The sequence below is a fragment of the Brevundimonas sp. G8 genome (genome assembly GCF_902506205.1).
Classification (GTDB): Bacteria; Pseudomonadota; Alphaproteobacteria; order Caulobacterales; family Caulobacteraceae; genus Brevundimonas.
In genome coordinates this window covers 1,196,948-1,215,449 of the sequence record NZ_LR732816.1, presented here as the reverse complement: position 1 = coordinate 1,215,449, position 18,502 = coordinate 1,196,948, and the positions used below count along the sequence as shown (strand labels likewise).

The following is an 18,502-nucleotide window of genomic DNA, read 5'->3' as shown; positions in this document are numbered from 1 at the left end:
AAGCCGTCACGTCAGATCAGGCCCTGCTCGCGCGCCGCCGCCGTCAGCCCGTCGCGAAACTCGGGCGCGGCCAGGGCGATCAGGACGCGGGCGCGCTCGCTGGACGACTTGCCCTTCAGATTGGTCCAGCCGTGTTCGGTGGCGATGATGTGCGTGTCATTGCGCGGCGTGGTGACCGGCCCGTCCAGCCGCGCCACGATGCGCGAGGCCGTCCCCTTCGCCGCCGTGGCGTGACAGGCGATGATCGACTTGCCGCCTTCGGAGCCGTAGGCGCCGCGCACGAAGTCCAGCTGACCGCCGGCGGCCGTGAACTGGCGCCCGTTCAGGAACTCCGAACAGCAGGCGCCGGTCAGATCGACCTGAAGCGTGGCGTTGACCGAGATCATCTTCGCATCGCGCGCGATCACGGCCGGGTCGTTCACATAGGAGACCGGATGGGCCTCCATGCCGCGATTGCCGTCCAGGAATTCATAGGTGTTGAGGTCGCCCATCGAGAAGGCGAACACCCCCACGCCGGGATGCAGGGTCTTGCGGGCATGGTTGGCGACGCCGGCCTGCATCAGTTCGACCAGGCCGGGCGTCAACATCTCGGTATGGACGCCCAGGTCGCGATGGTCCTTCAGGGCGTCGCAGACGGCGTTGGGCAGGGCGCCGATCCCCATTTGCAGCGTGGCGCCGTCCTCGACCAGGCCGGCGATGATCCGCCCGATGGTCAAGTCCGCCGGCTGAGGCTCGGCGCGCGGCACGACCAGCAGGGGGGCCGCGTGTTCGACGATGCCGGCGACCTTCGACACATGGACGGTGCAGTCGCCGAACACGCGCGGCATGTGCGGATTGACCTCGACGATCACGGTCCGCGCCGTCTGCGACACCGGCTTGGAATAGTCGGTGTTGGTCCCGAACGAGAAGAAGCCGTCCGCATCCATCGGCGACACGGTGCAGACCAGGGTGTCCACCTTCACCTCGTCGCACAGCAGGCGCGGCGACTGCTGGAAGCCGGTAGGAATGAACTGGACGGGATTGGGCCGGCCCTCTTCGTAGGCCCGCTGTTCCAGACGCCGTTCGATGGCGCTGTGGAACAGGCTCCAGGGCCGGATCCGGTCCATCAGCTCGTAGCGCAGCACCGTCTCGCCCGCGATGGCGGTTGAGAGCAGATAGTAGAGGTTCACATCCTCGACCTCCTCCCGCTCCGCCCGCTCGGCCAGAGCCTTCAGCAAGGCGGGCGGCTGGGACACGCCCAGGCCCATGGCGACCTTGGCGCCCGAGCGGATCAGGGCGGCGGCCTGATCCGGGGTCTTCAGGCGTTCGGCGTAGAGGGCGGCGTGGTCCATGGCTTATCTCTCGCGGCGTCCAGCCAGACTAGCGCGTCGCCACCCGGACGGCGGGCCTAGACTTTGGTCGGGCCTTCTTCCGGGAGATCGGCCGCCGGTTGGTCCTGCAACGTCGCGTGGTGGCGTTTCTGCAGCCGTTCCACACCATAGGCGACCAGCCAGAGGACCATGGCCCAGGCGGCGCCGACGGCCCAGCCCGCGAATACGTCCGAGGCCCAGTGGGCGCCCAGATAGATGCGCGTCAGTCCGACCAGCAGGGCCATCAGCATGCCGACGCCCAGAACGAAGATCTTGAACCGCCGCTTGGGAAAGGCGCGCGTCAGCATGACGGCGACGCTCAGATAGAAGACCGTCGACAGCAGGGCGTGGCCCGAGGGGAAGCTGGCGTTGATCGTCTCGACCGCCTGCATGGCGACGGGCGGCCGCTCGCGCTCGAACACGGCCTTCAGACCCTCGCTCAGCACCACGCCTCCGGCCAGCGCCAGGATCAGCAGCAGGGACGACAGCCATTTCCTCTGGCTCAGCAGGAAGACGATCACGATCAAAGCGAACAGGCCCAGCACCGATATGCCGCCTAGCGAAGTGATGTCCGCCGCCGCCTCCTTCAGCCACCACGGGCCCCAGGGTCGTCCGGGGTCGTCGGCATAGGGACGCATCAGCGCAAGGACATGACGGTCGAACACCTGGGTGTCGCCGCTGCCCAGGTCCTCGGTCACCTCGGCGAAGATCGACACCGACAGGGCTAGGACCAGCAAGGCGCCCAGCGCCGCGATCTCCGTGCGGGCGACCGTCAGGACGCGTATCAAAAAGGAACGGATATCGGCCAAGGTCAGGGATTGGGTCATGGACGGCCCAAACGGCCAAGCTCGGTCAATGTTCCGATCACGCGTTCGTGATCGTGCTGTCGCGTGAACGTAAAGGGGCCGTGCTGGCTTGCGCACTGGCTTTTCCCCAGGCCTGCGCGACTTGTCCAAGCGATTCGCCCACTAAGTGTCCGTCAAGCCCGTTGACGGGTCATTAGGCATATGCGCCCTATATGTGGGCTCGGGGAGCGCAGAGGCCACAAGATGATGTGGTTACGGCGCAGGTGGCTCTAGGCTTTTTCTGTTCAGGACGCGGATGACCATGGCTGGCGGCGAGGCATTGAAGACGACGGAATTCCAAGGTGTTGCGGGAACGCAGACGCCTGAACGCCCCCACCTGACGGTGGTGAAATCGGTCCAGGTGGACCGGTCGCGCGACGCCCTGCTGACCGATTTCGGCAAGAAGACCCTGGAGGACCGCTACCTGCTGGCCGGCGAAAGCTATCAGGACATGTTCGCCCGCGTCTCGACCGCCTTCTCGGACGATCCCGAACACGCTCAGCGCCTCTATGACTATATGAGCCGCCTGTGGTTCATGCCGGCGACGCCTGTCCTGTCGAACGGCGGCGCGGATCGCGGCCTGCCCATCTCCTGCTTCCTCAACGCCGTCAGCGACAGCCTGGACGGCATCCAGAACGTGTGGAACGAGAACGTCTCGCTGGCCTCGAACGGCGGCGGCATCGGCACCTACTGGGGCGGCGTGCGCTCCATCGGCGAAAAGGTGAAGGGCGCGGGCAAGACCTCGGGCATCATCCCCTTCATCCGCGTGATGGACAGCCTGACCCTGGCGATTTCGCAGGGCTCGCTGCGTCGCGGCTCGGCCGCCGTCTATCTCGACATCCACCACCCCGAGATCGAGGAGTTCCTCGAAATCCGCAAACCCTCGGGCGACTTCAATCGCAAGTCCCTGAACCTGCACCACGGCATCAACATCACTGACGAGTTCATGGAGGCGGTGAAGGCCGGCGCCACGTTTGATCTGAAGTCGCCCAAGAACGGCGAGGTCATGAAGACCGTCGACGCCCGTTCGCTGTGGACCAAGCTGCTCGACATCCGGATGCAGACCGGCGAGCCCTATATGATCTTCTCCGACACGGTGAACCGCCAGATGGCGCCGCACCAGCGCGACCTGGGCCTGAAGGTCAAACAGTCCAACCTGTGCGCCGAGATCATGCTGCACACCGGCCGTGACCACCTGGGCGTGGACCGGACCGCCGTCTGCTGCCTGTCCTCGGTCAACGCCGAGACCTTCCTGGAATGGCGCGAGGAGCCGCGCTTCGTCGAGGACCTGATGCGCTTCCTGGACAACGTCCTGGAAGACTTCATCCGCCGCGCCCCGCCCGCCATGGCCGCCGCCGTCTATTCGGCCAAGCGCGAGCGTTCGGTGGGCCTCGGCCTCATGGGCTTCCACTCCTTCCTGCAGGGTCAGGGCGTCGCCTTCGAAAGCGCCATGGCCAAGTCGTGGAACATGCGCCTGTTCAAGCATCTGCGTCGCGAGGCCGACAAGGCCAGCCGCCTGCTGGCCGAAGAGAAGGGCCCTTGCCTGGACGCCGAAGAACGCGGCGTCATGGAGCGGTTCAGCCACAAGCTGGCCATCGCCCCGACCGCCTCGATCTCGATCATCTGCGGCGGCACGTCCGCCGGCATCGAGCCGATCCCGGCCAACATCTATACCCACAAGACCCTGTCGGGCTCGTTCGCGGTCAAGAACCCCTATCTGGAGCGCCTGCTCGACGAGAAGGGGATCAATACCGAGGCCGTCTGGAACTCGATCCTGGAACAGGAAGGCTCGGTCCAGCACATCGAGGCCCTGAACGAGGACGAGAAGGGCATCTTCAAGACCGCCTTCGAACTGGACCAGCGCTGGGTGGTCGAACTGGCCGCCGACCGTGCGCCGGAAATCTGCCAGGCCCAGTCGCTGAACCTGTTCATCCCCGGCGACGTCAACAAGTGGGATCTGCACATGCTGCACTGGTCCGCCTGGGAACGTGGCGTGAAGTCGCTGTATTATCTGCGCTCCAAGTCGGTGCAGCGCGCGGCCTTCGCCGGCGCCGAGGACAAGGTCGAGGCGGTTCTGGATCCGAACCAGCCCGATCTCTTCTCCATGCCCAAGACCGATTACGACGAGTGCCTGGCCTGCCAATAGGCCTCAGCACTGAAGACCTCGAAGGGCTCCGCGACAGCGGGGCCCTTTTGCATTTGGGAACCCTCGCCGGTCGTCCTCGTTGAAAAGCGACGAAACCATGTCGAAAACCTGTTGGACTCCTGCGCCGGGTGGTTGCAGTGTGAGTTCAGCGGATCGGTGGGGAGACCGGATGCGTTTGAAGGCCTGCATGATTGGAGCGACCGGCGTATTGGCGACAGCCTGCGCCAACGCCGCCTGTGCGCAGACCTGGGCCCCCAACGCCTTCGACGCTGCGCCGGACGCTGCGGGCGCCGTGACCGCCCGCCTGACCGACCAGACCACCTTCCGTGTCGCGCCCGACGCCCGTTTCGGTCCAGAGATCGAAATCCCCACCGCCTTCCGCCCCGAGGACGGATCGGGCCTGTCCGCCACCACCCGACGCGACGTCTGGATCGACCGCACCGACTTCACCGACCGCGTCACGCTGGAGACCGCAGGGCGGCTTCGTCGCGCCGACGGCTCGCCGTTGCCGGTCACTCCAGTGGACCGGGCTGAACTGGACCCAGACGCCTATGACCTGCGCTATGTGCGCGGCTTCCGGGCCGCGCGCGGCCATACGGCTTCGGGTCTGGAAGTCAGCCTGACGCCCCATGCCGGCCTGGGCGTCGGCAGCGAGGGCCGCTCGGCCGAGGCCGGCGTGACCCTCAAGATCGGCGAGGGACTGGACCGTCTGGCGCCCAACGGCCGCGAACGGTTCGGCGAAAGGCCCCGCTGGTATCTGTATGCTGCAGGCTCAGGCCGCGCCGTGGGCTACAACTTCGCCCGCACGCGCGACGGCGACTACACCCGCTCAGGCTATACCCAAGACAAGGGCAGCTTCCTCGGAGACGCCTCGATCGGCGTGGCCTATCGCAAGGGCGACATGCAGACCTCCTTTGGCGTCGTCTATCGCGAGATCGACGCCGGCAAGGGCCTGCGGGGCATGAACGGCCTCGATACCGACGTCAGCGAGGGCCTGCTGGCCTTCCAGCTGTCGATCCGCCCCGGCCGCTGAGCCTCTAGCGAACCTCTGATACCGCCACCCCTTCGCGACGCGGATCCGCCCCCGCATCCCATCGACCGTCGCGCCAGATCGCCCCATGAAGTCCCGAGGTCTCGGTGGCGTTGGGCTGAAGCCGCATGCCCGCCGCGCCCAGGGCGTCGCGGATCTCTGGCGCGATCATGTCGGTATCGGCGCCGACCATGTCGCCCCGCACCACCAGATTGGGCAGGGCGATTGCGTCCTGCATCGACAGGCCCCAATCCATCGTCCCGACCAGCGCCTTGGCCACATAGGCCAGGATGCTGGACCCGCCCGGCGACCCGATGGCCCCGACCAGACGGCCCTGCCGATCCAGGATCAGCACCGGCGTCATCGACGACCGTGGCCGCTTGCCCGCCGCCACCGCATTGGCGGCCGGGTGGTCGTCCTCACGCGGCGTGAACGAGAAGTCTGTCAGCTGATTGTTCAGGAAGAAGCCGCCGACCATCCGACCGTTGCCGAAGATGCTCTCAACCGTCGTCGTCATGCTGACCGCATTGCCCCAGGCGTCGACCACGACCATGTGCGAGGTCCCGCCCGGCTCGGCTGTCTGGTCGATCCCGCGCGGCGGCGACCCCGTCGGCGCACCCGCCTCCACAGGTCCATCCACCTGGGGCGCAAGCGCCGCGCGGGCGGCGACATAGTCGGGATCCAGCAGGCCGGCGATAGGCACGCCGACGAAGTCGTTGTCGCCCACATAACGGTCCCGGTCGGCATACATCAGCCGCTGCAACCGCCCGAACGCGACCCAGGCCTCGGGGCTCGCGGCCCCCTTGTCCAGATCCGGCGTCTTCTCGGCCATGGCCAGGAACTGCAACAGGGCCACCCCGCTGGACGGCGGCGGCGGCACGCAGATCACATAGGCCTGATACGGGCGGCAAATAGCGTCACGGCGAAGCGGCCGATAGCCGGCGATGTCCGCCTCGGTCAGACCGCCGGGACGCGGCCCTTCGCGCACCGCGTCGGCGATCTCATGCCCGATGGAGCCGCCATAGACGACGCCCGGCCCCTCCTGCGCCAACCGCACGACCGTGTCGGCATAGGCGGGGTTCTTCAGCGTGTCGCCTGCCTGATACCGCGTCCCGTCCGGCTTGGTGAAATAGGCGGTCGCCCAGCGCGTCCGCGCCTGGGGAAAGCGCCCGTTGATCATGCCGGCCAGACGCGGGCTGACCGTGAACCCGTCGCGCGCCAACCGCTCGGCGTCCCCGAACAGGTCGCGCCACGCCAGCTTGCCGTGATCCTTCTGCGCCATGGCCAGCATGGCCACCGCGCCCGGCGCGCCCGTCGAACGCCCCGACAGGACCGCGTCGATGAAGGCCAGGGGCTTGCCGTCCTCATAGAACAGCTCGGGCGTCGCCGACGCCGGCGCCGTCTCGCGCCCGTCATAGGCCGTCACCGTCCCGGTCCCGGCGTCATAGCTCATCATGAAGGCGCCGCCGCCCAGGCCCGACGATTGCGGCTCCACCAGCCCCAGCACCGCCTGGATCGCCACCGCCGCATCCACCGCCGCGCCGCCGCGCCGCAACACCTTCATTCCCGCCTCGACCGCCAGCGGATTGGCCGCCGTCACGAACGGCCCCCGAGCCGAGGACGACGCCGACGACGAAGCCGGAGCGCCCGCTATGCCTTGGGGTGCCGCCGCTTGCATCCCTGTCGTCTGACACCCCGCCAGGACGACGGGCACGAGCAGGGCGGCGATCTGACGACGAAACGAGCGCATGGACTATCCGGAGAGGCGAGAGCGTCCCAAAGGCCTAATCCGTCCCGCGCGCCGCGCCAACCGCTCTATCTGCGCAAAACTGCATTCCCCCGCTTGCGTCCGCCCAATCCCCGAGCTAAAGACCCGCCCTCGCCGCAAGGCAGCCGCACCCGTAGCTCAGCTGGATAGAGCACCAGACTACGAATCTGGGGGTCGGGCGTTCGAATCGCTCCGGGTGCGCCATTTTTCCAATCATCGTTGAAAACGCTGCGGAAATACCGTCCGCACAACCCGTCTTCCGACGATTGCTACGCACCCGCGTTAAGCAATCCATCCGACGGTCAGAAGCCAACGCTTTTTGATTGTTCAGGCATAAGGACGGCCACGCGTGTGCCTGTCGATCTTGCACGTCGCCAGCCGTCGACGATTTTCAGTTCTTAAATAGCTGGAAACGCTGTCTGCTCAGCATCGGTAAAGCATGTCCCTACGCGTGATTTTTACCTGCAGCGACGATTGTCGGGATGAACCGGAGGGAGAATTCCCGTGAACGTTTTCAAGACCGCCGCTTGTGCAACCGCATCCCTGGGTGCTGTGCTTGCCCTGCCCAGCGCGGCGTCCGCCGCCGACGCCAGTGTTGGTTTCCGCCTCGTCGCCGTGGTGCAGCCCTTTTGCCGGGTGCAGTCCGAGGTCGGCGACGCTGCCTTGTTCATGCGCGACGGCGTGGTCGAGCTCGGCATGGTGCGCGAGGTCTGCAACACCCCGGGCTATCGTATGGATGTGCGACTGCTGAACGTCACAGGCGGCCTGCTGTCGCATGGGGCGGAGCAGGACACGGTGGACCCGTCGGGCCAGTTGCAACTGTTTTCGAACCAGCCCCGCGTACGCACCGTCAATTGGCGGCTGACCAATGCAGCGCTGACGGACGTCCAGGCGCCGGTCTTCATGCGCGTGTCGATCTCGCCGCTTTAGGTTAAGCGGACAGGACAATAACAGGCCCGACTGGATGTCCTCCGGTCGGGCCTGTTGTCATTCTACGCAGGAGATGAGCCGCCGCCGAGGCGTGGGCTGATCTCTACAGTGATGAAGTCCCTATAAGCGCCGGCCTGGCCCGACTCGAACGGAAGCGCCGTCGCTTTGAGTTCGTGCGAGCGCCGCCCGTTCCTGGGCTGGTCGAAGCGCAGCACCGAGGCCTCGTCGCCGTCGCGGCGAACGGGACGATTTGAAATGGCGACGCGATAAGGCACGCTGGGCGCATCGGCGGCGTTGGAGCCGTCCAGGGTCATGCGCCACTGATGATCCGAGCGCACCTTCAACTCATAGCCCACGTTGGAATAGGCGTTGAAGGTCATCGGCTGGCTTTCGGCGCCGGGCGTCAGTTCGCCCAGGAACAGACGCTGCTGTTCGACCCCTGCGGCCAGGCGGAACGAGGGCTGGACCTCGATCTCCACATAGAAAGGCGTCTCGATCGTCGCGGTCGCGTCGCCCTCTGCGTCCAGGGCGCGGGTCAACAACGTCGCGCGCGCGCGATAGCGACCCGGCGGCACCACCTGACCATAGGACGCAGACACCCTGAGGCCCGGCCCGGTCAGCACGCCCGAGGCCGACAAGCGGCCGGCCGGCGCGGGGCTGTTGAAGGCGTTCGAGGGATCGGTCACGATGCGCGCCGGCCCCATCTGCGAGGTCAGCTGGACGGTCACGCCGTTGGCGCCGTCGCGGGCCTGCAGCGAGCCCGAGGGGCCGATGCTGTCGATGTCCGGCGTCACCGCCATCTCGATACGTGCATTGGCGCAGCCGTCGTTCGAGGCCAGACGCACCTGAATCTCGCCGCGTGCGTCGTCCTGATCGAACGGGTCGTAGCGCAGAACCACGCCGTCCGAGATCACGCGCACCGAGGTCAGATCGCACTCGGCCTGGGCCGCGCCCGCCCCGCCCAAAGTCGCGGCGGCCAGCGCCGCCGCCGTCATCAACGCCTTGCGGTTCATCGGCTTCCTCCTGCCGTCACGGTCGGACGGATCTCGCCGGCCCGGTATAGGGTCGTGTCCGGAACGACGATATCATAGATCAGCGCGGGTTGGCCGACCAAGGTGATGCGCCAGCGCCCGGCGGACAGCCCGCTGACGGCGAACCGTCCCTGGCGGTTTGTGACCACATCGGCTTGCGGCGCATCGCGGTCGTCCAGCGAGACGGCGCGACCCGAGCGCAGGCTGACCGCCTGGCCCTGATCGTCCATCATGATGCCTGACGCCGTGACGTAATAGGCCGAGCCGACCGTGAGGGCATAGCCCGAGTGCAGGCGCGGTTGCACCTGGAACAGGCCCGAGCCCAAGTCATAGCCGATCGGCAGGTCTTCGACGTCGTAGGGCACGGACTGCGCATAATAGGAACCCAGCGGCACCAGGGCAGGCCCTAACGGTCCTGACCGGGCGCTCTCTTCCAGGGCGGACAAGCCGCGGATCAGCACGGGCCGGCGCCCCAGACTGCTATGAGCCGACACCAGACCGAAGGAATCGTAGACGCGGCGTCCGATGCCGAGCCGTCCGCCAGCATAGCCTACGGAGCCGTAGGCGCGCAGCGAGGTCTGCTGGTTTGCGATTTCGCCGTCGTTGTCGAAGACGGTCGCGTGGTTGACCTCCAGCTCGCCGCGGTTGGCGATGTAGACGGCTGCGCCGTTCAGGCCGATGGCTTCATTCGTCCGCGAGACATCGACGCTGTAGGCCCAATCGTTGAGCGACCGCTCGGGCGCTCGCGAATAGCCGGCGCGCACCAGGCCGCTGCGGCTCTCCGCTCCGGCCGAGACGGTTCGGCGAGCGCCGAAGCGGCGGGTCAGGTTGACGAAGACATTGGTCTCTTCGCCCCTGATCGCATTGGAGTTGTAGGTCGCACCGAAGTTGACGTTGGTCTCGTAGTTGAGGCGCCAGTTGGCGAAGGTCGTCACGCCGTAACGGTCACGCAACTGATCGCGGCCCTTGGCGTAATCCGCGCCGATCGAGGCGGTCAAGCTCCGGCTCAGCGGGCGTGAGTAACGAGCTGCGGCCTGGTAGGCGAAGTTTGTTGCAGAGCCTAGCTGTTCAATCGTCGCGAATTCACGGCTCCGCATTTCGATCGAGAAATCAAAGGTTTCTTGGCCCGGAAGGGTTTTAAGTTCGCGAAAGACGCGATGCTCGACGCGCGCGACATAACCGCCGCCTTCGATGTCGCGATTGCTGACCGCCAGTTCGAACGCCGTCAGACCCCAACCGCCGCCGTACACAAGCTCGGCGCCGACAAGACTGGCGTCTTTTGTGGCCTGCAAGTTGGCGCCGGCGGTGAGCTGGGCGTTGATGCCGCGGCGATAGAACCCCGAAACGATCGGATCGTCCTGGCGATAATCGATACTGCCGAACTCCCGCGGCGCGCGTACGCCGCCCGAGAAGTAGAACTCGTCGACGCCGGGCGCCAGCAGGGTTGCGTCGCTGAAGAAGTCGAACGAGATGACCTCGCGGGCTCCCGATGGTCCCTCGACAACGATCTCGACCGCGTTCGCCCCTTGCGTCAGCGGAAGATCCTGCAGGTCATAGGTGCCAGGTTGCAGGGTCAGGGTGCGGACGGTCGCGCCATTGATTCTGATGTCGACCGTAGACGCTTCGCGCAACGTGATGCTGCGTGAGGACCGCGACGCCACGAAACGATCGTTGGGCCGCAAGCTGTACAGTCGGGCCACGCTGAGGCCGGCGATATCGCTCGCGCTCTGGAACGAATTGCCCTCGGGCAACAGATCGCCGACGGTCCAGCGAATGGCCTTGTCGGATTGATCGTAAATCAGGCGCGAGGCATTGCGCTGAAAGGCTTCAGGCGCATCGGCGTCGATGGTCAGCAGGTTTTCGAATGCGACCGGGCCGACGGAGCCGTTGACGTCCAGGTCGAAGCGCGGCGCCTGCAGCCCTTTTTCTCTCGAACCGGTGTCGCGGTGAAGATAATCGATCGAGGCGCGATAATTGACATAGGCGGAAAAACCGGCCTGACGGTCGGTGACTGTCGGGGGCGTGACGGATGTGTCGAAGCCCAGTTCGAAAGTCTGCCGCTGCCGGGCCTCCAGGGGGACGCTCACGGCCAGATCAAGAAGGCCTGGATCGAACACCAGATCGAAGCCGAGGCCGCGCACGGCCTCGGGCGTCAGATAGCCCTGGTCATTCGCCAGTCCGGTCAGTGACTGAGCCGCAGCGGGTGTGATCAGGCTGCGCAGCAGGCCGACCAGATCGGCGGCCCGGATACGGATGCTGTCGTCGGCGCCGATGATGATCGTCGCCTGCCCGAGAGGTCCACGTTCTCGGACCGGCACGACCAGTTCGATGTCCTGCTGTGTAGAGTTGATGCGCGCAGGCGCAGGCGGCGCCGTGACGATCACGCCGCTGTCGAACAGGTCCAGCGTATTCGCCCAGGCGAAGGCGCCGTGCGGTGTCACCAAAAACGCCATCAGCGTCGTGGCGGTCATCAACTTGATTTTGTCCCCCCGGATCACGTGCGTGCTCAGATCAAGGGTGCGGCGGGAACGTCGGCGACGACATTGAGATCGCCATCGGCCGGTACGTCGGGAAGGGCGAGGAACATCTCGCGTTTGGCGTTTGCAGGCACCAGTCCCAAGCCGACGGCGTTCGAGACGTCGGCCGGCTCGATGCGGTGGCTCCAGCCGGGGACGGACACGGTGATGGTGCTGGAGTTCACCTGGCCATGCAGGGCGCCGGTGTTCTCGAAGGTGATGATCACGCCCTTCGTGCCGTCGGCCAGTTCGCCGCGACGGATTGCAATGGGCTTTATATCGGCGCGTGCGCCGGCCGGACCGATCGCGACCACAGTCTGGATCGCGTAAAGCAGTTGCACGGCGGCGCCTGCCGTCTGGTCCATTTCGATCGGCAATTCGCTGGTGGTGAAGGCGAACATCTTGCCTTCCGCCAGTGTCGGGTCCCCGACCCAACGAATGCGGAAAATCTGAGTGCCGTTCGGCGGGATGTTCGCCACGGCGGGAAAGATCAGGAAGTCCTCGCCTTCGACGGGGGTGAATACCGCCTGTCCCTTCTCGGGAATTTCAAGGCTGCTCACCGTCAGTTCGACGGAAACGGGGCGGTTGCGGTCGTTCACGACCCGGATGCCGCCGTTGGACTGAGCGCCGCTGTAGCGCATGTCCAGAAAGACCGGCTGTACGAGCAATGCCGAAGACGGCGTCGCCACAAGCATCAGGGCAAGCGCCCCGAGCAATCCCAGCTTCTTGAAAATGGCGGCAGGCATCACGCGTCTCCGACTAACGTCCCGCGACCATCGCGTCGTAGGGGTTTAGAAAGCTTCAAGAAAAAGGGCCCAGCCTCGTTGAGACCGGGCCCTGTATCAGAACGTCAGACGTTCCTTAGAGAGGCGTGGCGCCCGAAACGACCGGAGCCATCGTCACCTTCAGGAAGTCGGTGTATTGGCCGGCCAGCAGAAGGCGGCTGGCGTCGGCCGGAACGGCGACGCGGATTTCGAAATCGCCGGCAGCCGGTTGTTGGTTGGCCAGCAGGGTCGACGTGCCGCTCAGAGCGCTCTTGAAGCCGGTTTGGCCGCCGAAGAGGGCCGACACGTTGTAACGCACTTGGTCGGTAAAGGCCGAACCGAAGGCCGAACCGAAGGCGGTGTTGCGCAGGCCGTCACGCTCGGATTCGGCAGTCACGTTGAAGGTCGTGTTGCACTGCGATTGAGCATAGACCATCGCGGCGGCGGACGCTTGGATGGTGTTGGTCGTCGGGTTTTGGATGTTGAAGGTGATGGTGCCGTCACCGTTAGCGGCGGTGCCGCCACGGCCGTTGTCGCCAGGAGCAACGGTCGAGTTGCCGGCGCGCGTGGTCACCGAGGTGCCCAGCTTGCAGAAGTCGGCGACGGTCGAACGCAGAGCCCAGGTGGCTTGGCCGTCGTTGCCGTAGGTAGCCGAACCCCAGTTGGTTTGGGCGGCGGCGGGGCTGGCGATCAGGGCGACGCCGGCAGCGGCGAGAAGCAGCTTCTTCATGGTGGTAGTCTCCAGGTAGAGGCCCCATCGAGCCTCGTGCGTTACGGGGCGCTGGCCCCAATATGGCGGCGGCGAAATCGCCGTCGTCATCTCTCTCAGTCCCTCTCCCCGCCCAGGACGGGCGAGAGGCGAAGGACCAATCGATCTCGGTATTGACCTGCCAGAACCGGCGTCGGATCTGCGGCCATGGTCAGCTTCACCGACGCGGCGCCCGAGGCGCCCTGGCGGCCGTTGAAGCGGAAGACGCATCCGGCGCGTTCGCCGGCTTCGCGTTGCATTTGCTCGCTGTCGCAAGACGAGGTGGCGCGGCCGTTCGGCAGGGCCAGAGCCGCGTCGTAGGTGATGCGATTACGAAAACCGGAGGCAGGCGTCGCATCGGTCTGCAGCCCGCCGTTCTGCGAGGTCATCACCGCGCGGAAGGGGCTATTGCAGTCAAAGGTGAAGCCTAGGCTCAGGGCCCGTGCCGCCGTGCCGCCGTTGGACGGATCCAGCAGTTGGCCGAACGAGGCCGAGCTTTCCGATTGGCTGACCATGCAGCGCGGCGAGATCACGCCGGCCACTTCGACGCGCAGCCGGTTCGATGCGCCGGTCGGTCCCAGGTCCATGGCGCTGGCGGCGGTGCTCAGCCCGCCAGCAAGACACAGGGCGCCGAACGCCGCGATGCATCGCAGTTGCCCCCTCATGATCGCTTCCCCTGAGCATCAGGCCCCAGCCTGTGCCTATCGTTGTTATTCGGCGGCGAATTACCGCCAGACTAAGTAGAACGTCAATAGATAAAAACTGAACTGTCTGGTTCGCTCAGACACTCGCCATTCAGGGGAAATATCGGAGATCAGGATACACTTGCGCATTGATGCAAAGTCATCAGACCGCATCGCTTTTACTACGACAATGAGTTTGAAAATCAGTGGTTGTCGTTCTGATTGGCGCTCAAGCGGCGAACATATAGTCGGCCGTATGATCTGCTGTGTCAGATCGTGCCCAAAGTTGTCTTCCCCTCCACCGTCTTCCCTCACCCTTCCAAGTTCCATGCCGTCCCGAATCAGGACGGTTTCGGCGTGGATATGCAGGATGGTTAAGAAAACGTTAATCGAAGAGTCCTGTAATGTCGCTTTTGACGAAATGCAACTGGCATCTAGAGGGCGTGGCCGTTTCCTCCGAGTGTTAAAAATCAGGTGTCCCAAAGGCTTAGCTTGACCATAAGCCCGCTCCGGGACTGCGTGATCCCGTGCCATAGGGCGCCGAAGCGACGGCTCATTCTGGGTGTCTTCTCTGAGCGGTCCCCTGAAGATGCGCCGGGGATCTTCGCCGATTTTAAGCGACTGTCGGCAGGCGGTGCGAGCTGGAACAGGTCTGCCAATTCTGCGGATCGAGCGTCGCTGGTGCCTCCACCACGACGTCTGGCGGAAATGGCGGGCAAGGGGACAAGTTGTGTCGGTTCGTGCGCATATGCCCACGAATGTATCAAAACGATACAGTCGTGGGCGGACTGCAAATCCGCATGTCGGCTTAGAGGTCGATCAGACGATCTCTACGCGCAGATCGCTAGCTCGATGTGCGATCCAGGCCATGCATCTTGCGGTCGGCATAGGCGATGCGCGGCCGTTGATGTCGTCCCACAAAACGATCGCAGCATTAACGCGCAAGGCCATAGCCACCGAGCGGTCACGCCGTCATGCGTCACCGCACGGCGCGACGGCGAGGCATCCCAGGCTGCTGCACGAACCTTTAACGCTGCTGGATATACAACCCATGCGAGCAATCGTGAGGTTGGTATGCGCACGCACGGACCCATCCCTCAGACCATGCGACGCCGGCGCGAAGGCGCGGCGGCGGTGGAGTTTGCGTTGGTGGGGCCAATCCTGGTGCTGCTGCTGATCTCCATCGTCGTCTATGGCGGCTGGTTCCTGATGGCCCAGTCGGTTCAGGCCCTGGCGTCTGAGGGCGCGCGGGCCGCGGTGGGCGGGCTGGACGCGGTCGAGCGCGATGGGCTGGCGCGGCGCGAGGTGACGGCGGCCGTGCGGGGCGTGGCGCTGGATCCCGATAGGATGACGATCGAGGTGGCGGAGGAGGCCGGGCGGCTGCGGGTCGTGGTCGTCTATGATTCCGGCGACAGCCTGGTCATGGCCTTGGGCGGAATGCTGCCGCGTCCGCCGGTGGTCATCCGGCGCTCGGCGGTGATCCATGTGGGGGACTACTCGTGAGCGCCTGGCATAAACGCTTCGGCGCTGATCGGCGCGGGGCGGTCGCCGTGATCGCGGCCGTGGCGGGGGGCGTGCTGTGCATCGTCACGGCCGTGACCATCGATCTGGGCGTGCTGGTGCTGCACACACGACGGGTCCAGGCGGCGGCGGATCTGGCGGCCCTGTCGGCGGTTCAGAACCTGTCACAGGGCGAGGCGACCGTGCGGCGGGCGGCGTCTGCGACGGTCGAGGCCAATGTCTCGCCCGATGTCACGGTGCCCGTGGCGACCACCCTCGGCGTCTATGCGCCCGACCCGAAAAAGGCTCGGGATGATAGGTTCGCCCCGGGCGGCGCGACGCCCAACGCCGCCCGCGTCGAGGTGACGAGCCGTGCGCCGCTGTTCTTCACCGAACTGCTTCTGGGCCGCGATCAGGTGCGCGTGCATCGTCGTGCCACGGCGGCAGCATCCGACGGCGCCCCGCCCAAGGCCATGTTCTCCATCGGCTCACGCCTGGCGCGGCTGGACGAGGGCGTGGTGAACCAGGTGCTGAGCGGCCTGACTGGCTCCAAGGTCTCGCTCAGCGTCATGGACTATCGGCGGTTGGCGGACCTGGACGTCAATCTGCTGGGCTTCACCGACGCCCTGGCGACGGATCTGGACATCGAGATCGGTGATTACGACAGGCTGCTGGCGAGCGATGTCGATGCCGGCCGGGCGTTGAAGGTGCTGGAACGCCTCGCGGGTGGCGACGACGGCGGCGCGCTGGGTCGGTTGGCTTCGGCCTCGGTCGGAACGAAGGTGAAGCTGGGCGATCTGATCGGTGTCGAGGCCCAGTCGCCGCAAGGAATCCGCGAGGGGCTGGACGCCTCGGTCTCGGCCATGGACCTGGCCATGGCGATGCTGGAGGTCGGGGGCGGGGACCGGCAGATCGCGCTGAACCTGGGTGTGCCCGCCGGCCTCGCCGATCTGAAGACCAGCCTGGCCATCGGCGAACGGCCCAATCGTTCGCCCTGGCTGACGGTGACGGCGAACGGCCAGCCGATCATCCGCACGGCCCAGGCGCGGCTCTATGTTCGAGCCAAAACGGCCCAGACTCTGTCGGGTCTGGCGCGGGTCGAGCTGCCGATCCTGGTCGAGTTGGCGGCGTCCGAGGCGCGGCTGAAATCCCTGTCCTGCGATCCCGCGCGCTCGGTCGAGGTCGAGGTGCGGCCGGGCCTGGCCCGCGCCTCGATCGGCGCGGTGGACGAGACGACGCTGGACGACTTCAAGACGGGTCTGTCGCCGCGCCCCGCAACCCTGCTGTCCATCCTGGGGCTGGTCAGCATCACCGGCAAGGCCGACGTGGAGGCCGCCGATCCAGGCTTCAAACCGCTGAGGTTCGATGCCGCCGACATCGAGGCGCAGCGGGCCAAGACCATGGCCTCGCGTAGTTTCGCCAGCGGCCTGGTGTCCAGCCTGTTGGGGCGGCTGGACGTGGACGTGAACGTGGTCGGCCTGGGCTTGGGGCTCGGCGACCTGACCAGGGCTCTGGGCCGGCTGCTGGAGCCGCTGGGCCCGGTGCTGGATGGCGTGCTGAACCCGGTGCTGGATGCTGGGGCTCAGGCTGGGCGAGGCCGATGTGACCGTTCACGGCCTGTCCTGCCCCAGCGAAGGCCGATCGACGCCGCGCCTGGTCGGCTGAACTCAACTGGGTCGGGTTAGCCGCGTGCGGGACGTAGGCCCTCGGCCGAGGCCTGCTGCATCGAGGGGCGCTTCTGACCGCCCGAGGCGATGATGCGGTCGATACGGGCCTTTTCGGCGCGGAAGGCGGTCAGGTCGGCGCCGGCCAGTTCGGTGCCTTCCTGGGTGCGCACGCCGGCGGGATTGATCCGCTGGCCACCGCGCCACAGCTCATAGTGAAGGTGCGGCCCGGTCGAGGCGCCGGTCGAACCGACATAGGCGACGATCTGGCCCTGGCTGACCCGCTGGCCGGCGCGGATGCCCGAGCCGTAGCGCGACAGGTGACCGTAGCCGCTTTCGAGGCCGTTGTTGTGACGGATGCGCAGCCAGTTGCCATAGCCGCCCCAGCGGCGGGCCTCGACCACCACGCCGTCGGCGGGGGCCACGACCGGCGTGCCGGTGCCGGCGGCGAAGTCGATGCCCTGGTGCATCTTCTTGTAGCCCGAGATCGGGTGGGTGCGGAAACCGAAGCTGGACGACACCCGGCGGAAGCTCTGCAGCGGGGTGCGCATCATGGCCGAACGCAGGTTCTTGCCGTTGGCGTCGAAGAACTGAGCGTCCTTCGCGCCGGCCGGCTTGAAGCGATAGAAGGTGACGCCGCGCAGTTCGGCGTACATCAGGTCACCCACGTCGACGGTGCGGCCGGCCTCGGTCACTTCACGGTCGAAGACCATGGTGAACTCGTCGGTGGCGCGGATGTCGCGCTGCATGTCGAACTTGGTGGCGAACAGGCGGCTGGCGGAACGCACGATGGAGGCGGTGGCGCCCAGTTCACGGGCGCTGGCGGACAGGGAACGCTCGACGTCGCCCTTCAGCACTACGGTCTCGTGGGTGACTTTTTCTTCCAGCGACCGCAGACGCAGGGCGCCGTCGAAGCTGCGCGATACAGTCAGCTGGGACGCCGGGCCGGTGCGCATGGTCAGGCCGATCAGGCGGGCGTCGCCCCGGCCGTCGCGCGGCTTGGCGATGGCGGTCTCGAACTTCAGGCCGGCGCGCAGGTCAGCGAGGTCGAAGGCGTTGGCGACGGTGGCGGCGACGGCGCTGGCTTCTTCCGGCGCGACGCCGGTGCGGCGCACGGCCTGCTCGAAGGTTTCACCGCGGCGAATCTGGACGTTGACGGCCTCGGGCGCGGTCAGGCCGGCGGGGGCGTTGGCCGAAGCGAAGGCTTGGGCTTCCATGGCGGCCATCTGGGCCGAGGTCAGCGCGGGAACTTCTTCGGCCTGAGCGGGTTGATAGGCTCTACCGGCGAGCATCGCCACCGAGATTGCGGCGACCGCAGTCAGCATATGCGGCGCGAGCCGTGTCGGCTGGCGGCGTGGGTCGAACTGAGCCATCGGTCCCCGTCGTATTGCGACGCCTGCGGCGCCAAAGCGTTACTCGTTCTCGAAGTTCGCGCCGATCGCCCATGGCGCGAGGGCGGTCCTATACCTTGCCTGTCTCAGTTTGGGAAGACAGACCGTTACAAACGGTTAACGTCCGAATCAGGATG

Annotated in this window: 14 protein-coding genes and 1 tRNA gene; 6 read left to right on the top strand and 9 right to left on the bottom strand. The window is 66.1% G+C overall.

The genetic code is table 11. From position 1 onward, the window contains the following. Positions 1 to 11 precede the first annotated feature (11 nt). Both CHRYSEO8AT_RS05945 and CHRYSEO8AT_RS05940 read right to left on the bottom strand, forming a co-directional pair. Positions 12 to 1,331: an acetyl-CoA hydrolase/transferase family protein gene (locus CHRYSEO8AT_RS05945; protein ID WP_159847655.1), complete on the bottom strand. Its 1,320-nt coding sequence runs from the start codon at positions 1,329 to 1,331 to the stop codon at positions 12 to 14. Positions 1,332 to 1,387: 56 nt separating this feature from the next. Continuing rightward, complete coding sequence (locus CHRYSEO8AT_RS05940; protein ID WP_159847651.1) at positions 1,388 to 2,176, bottom strand: phosphatase PAP2 family protein; 789 nt, start codon at positions 2,174 to 2,176, stop codon at positions 1,388 to 1,390. Between the two features lie 274 nt (positions 2,177 to 2,450). Between CHRYSEO8AT_RS05940 and CHRYSEO8AT_RS05935 the strand changes: the two genes are divergently transcribed. Next, on the top strand, positions 2,451 to 4,340 hold the full coding sequence (locus CHRYSEO8AT_RS05935) for a ribonucleoside-diphosphate reductase subunit alpha (RefSeq protein WP_159847648.1): 1,890 nt from the start codon (positions 2,451 to 2,453) through the stop codon (positions 4,338 to 4,340). 169 nt (positions 4,341 to 4,509) lie between these two features. Then, entirely contained in the window at positions 4,510 to 5,373 is an 864-nt protein-coding gene (locus tag CHRYSEO8AT_RS05930) for a lipid A-modifier LpxR family protein (protein ID WP_236547443.1), read from the top strand. Positions 5,374 to 5,377: 4 nt separating this feature from the next. On the opposite strand, the gene CHRYSEO8AT_RS05925 is transcribed toward CHRYSEO8AT_RS05930, so the two are convergent. Continuing rightward, a complete protein-coding gene (locus CHRYSEO8AT_RS05925; RefSeq protein ID WP_159847645.1) occupies positions 5,378 to 7,120 on the bottom strand; it encodes a gamma-glutamyltransferase family protein in 1,743 nt (580 codons plus the stop codon). Positions 7,121 to 7,265: 145 nt separating this feature from the next. Here CHRYSEO8AT_RS05925 and CHRYSEO8AT_RS05920 point away from each other — a divergent pair. Beyond that, positions 7,266 to 7,342, top strand: a tRNA-Arg gene (locus CHRYSEO8AT_RS05920). A gap of 300 nt (positions 7,343 to 7,642) precedes the next feature. Further along, positions 7,643 to 8,068 (top strand): hypothetical protein, encoded by a 426-nt coding sequence (locus tag CHRYSEO8AT_RS05915; RefSeq protein ID WP_159847642.1) that lies wholly within the window; start codon positions 7,643 to 7,645, stop codon positions 8,066 to 8,068. 62 nt (positions 8,069 to 8,130) lie between these two features. Here the strand turns inward: CHRYSEO8AT_RS05915 and CHRYSEO8AT_RS05910 are convergent, their stop codons facing one another. The 5 genes from CHRYSEO8AT_RS05910 to CHRYSEO8AT_RS05890 all read right to left on the bottom strand — a co-directional run bounded on the left by CHRYSEO8AT_RS05910 (position 8,131) and on the right by CHRYSEO8AT_RS05890 (position 13,792). Beyond that, entirely contained in the window at positions 8,131 to 9,081 is a 951-nt protein-coding gene (locus tag CHRYSEO8AT_RS05910) for a hypothetical protein (protein WP_159847639.1), read from the bottom strand. Further along, positions 9,078 to 11,570: a hypothetical protein gene (locus CHRYSEO8AT_RS05905; RefSeq protein WP_159847636.1), complete on the bottom strand. Its 2,493-nt coding sequence runs from the start codon at positions 11,568 to 11,570 to the stop codon at positions 9,078 to 9,080. Before CHRYSEO8AT_RS05905 ends, CHRYSEO8AT_RS05910 begins: the two co-directional genes overlap by 4 nt. A gap of 35 nt (positions 11,571 to 11,605) precedes the next feature. Continuing rightward, positions 11,606 to 12,361 (bottom strand): fimbria/pilus periplasmic chaperone, encoded by a 756-nt coding sequence (locus tag CHRYSEO8AT_RS05900; protein WP_159847633.1) that lies wholly within the window; start codon positions 12,359 to 12,361, stop codon positions 11,606 to 11,608. Positions 12,362 to 12,476: 115 nt separating this feature from the next. Then, positions 12,477 to 13,109: a hypothetical protein gene (locus CHRYSEO8AT_RS05895; protein WP_159847630.1), complete on the bottom strand. Its 633-nt coding sequence runs from the start codon at positions 13,107 to 13,109 to the stop codon at positions 12,477 to 12,479. A gap of 95 nt (positions 13,110 to 13,204) precedes the next feature. Beyond that, entirely contained in the window at positions 13,205 to 13,792 is a 588-nt protein-coding gene (locus CHRYSEO8AT_RS05890; protein WP_159847627.1) for a hypothetical protein, read from the bottom strand. Between the two features lie 1,122 nt (positions 13,793 to 14,914). Here CHRYSEO8AT_RS05890 and CHRYSEO8AT_RS05885 point away from each other — a divergent pair. Then, positions 14,915 to 15,313: a TadE/TadG family type IV pilus assembly protein gene (locus tag CHRYSEO8AT_RS05885; RefSeq protein ID WP_159847624.1), complete on the top strand. Its 399-nt coding sequence runs from the start codon at positions 14,915 to 14,917 to the stop codon at positions 15,311 to 15,313. Beyond that, the gene (locus tag CHRYSEO8AT_RS05880) at positions 15,310 to 16,995 is read left to right on the top strand and encodes a TadG family pilus assembly protein (protein ID WP_236547442.1); all 1,686 of its coding nucleotides are present in this window, start codon (positions 15,310 to 15,312) and stop codon (positions 16,993 to 16,995) included. Before CHRYSEO8AT_RS05885 ends, CHRYSEO8AT_RS05880 begins: the two co-directional genes overlap by 4 nt. On the opposite strand, the gene CHRYSEO8AT_RS05875 is transcribed toward CHRYSEO8AT_RS05880, so the two are convergent. Next, positions 16,992 to 18,347, bottom strand: a complete 1,356-nt coding sequence (locus tag CHRYSEO8AT_RS05875; RefSeq protein WP_159847621.1) for a M23 family metallopeptidase — start codon at positions 18,345 to 18,347, stop codon at positions 16,992 to 16,994. The genes CHRYSEO8AT_RS05880 and CHRYSEO8AT_RS05875 overlap by 4 nt on opposite strands. Between the last annotated feature and the right edge of the window lie 155 nt (positions 18,348 to 18,502).

What these genes read in the sequence shown, in the direction of transcription:
- CHRYSEO8AT_RS05945 (WP_159847655.1), bottom strand. Translation starts at nt 1,331, where the DNA reads ATGGACCACGCCGCCCTCTACGCCGAACGCCTGAAGACCCCGGATCAG.
- CHRYSEO8AT_RS05940 (WP_159847651.1), bottom strand. Translation starts at nt 2,176, where the DNA reads ATGACCCAATCCCTGACCTTGGCCGATATCCGTTCCTTTTTGATACGC.
- CHRYSEO8AT_RS05935 (WP_159847648.1), top strand. Translation starts at nt 2,451, where the DNA reads ATGACCATGGCTGGCGGCGAGGCATTGAAGACGACGGAATTCCAAGGT.
- CHRYSEO8AT_RS05930 (WP_236547443.1), top strand. Translation starts at nt 4,510, where the DNA reads ATGCGTTTGAAGGCCTGCATGATTGGAGCGACCGGCGTATTGGCGACA.
- CHRYSEO8AT_RS05925 (WP_159847645.1), bottom strand. Translation starts at nt 7,120, where the DNA reads ATGCGCTCGTTTCGTCGTCAGATCGCCGCCCTGCTCGTGCCCGTCGTC.
- CHRYSEO8AT_RS05910 (WP_159847639.1), bottom strand. Translation starts at nt 9,081, where the DNA reads ATGAACCGCAAGGCGTTGATGACGGCGGCGGCGCTGGCCGCCGCGACT.
- CHRYSEO8AT_RS05905 (WP_159847636.1), bottom strand. Translation starts at nt 11,570, where the DNA reads ATGACCGCCACGACGCTGATGGCGTTTTTGGTGACACCGCACGGCGCC.
- CHRYSEO8AT_RS05900 (WP_159847633.1), bottom strand. Translation starts at nt 12,361, where the DNA reads ATGCCTGCCGCCATTTTCAAGAAGCTGGGATTGCTCGGGGCGCTTGCC.
- CHRYSEO8AT_RS05895 (WP_159847630.1), bottom strand. Translation starts at nt 13,109, where the DNA reads ATGAAGAAGCTGCTTCTCGCCGCTGCCGGCGTCGCCCTGATCGCCAGC.
- CHRYSEO8AT_RS05890 (WP_159847627.1), bottom strand. Translation starts at nt 13,792, where the DNA reads ATGAGGGGGCAACTGCGATGCATCGCGGCGTTCGGCGCCCTGTGTCTT.
- CHRYSEO8AT_RS05885 (WP_159847624.1), top strand. Translation starts at nt 14,915, where the DNA reads ATGCGACGCCGGCGCGAAGGCGCGGCGGCGGTGGAGTTTGCGTTGGTG.
- CHRYSEO8AT_RS05875 (WP_159847621.1), bottom strand. Translation starts at nt 18,347, where the DNA reads ATGGCTCAGTTCGACCCACGCCGCCAGCCGACACGGCTCGCGCCGCAT.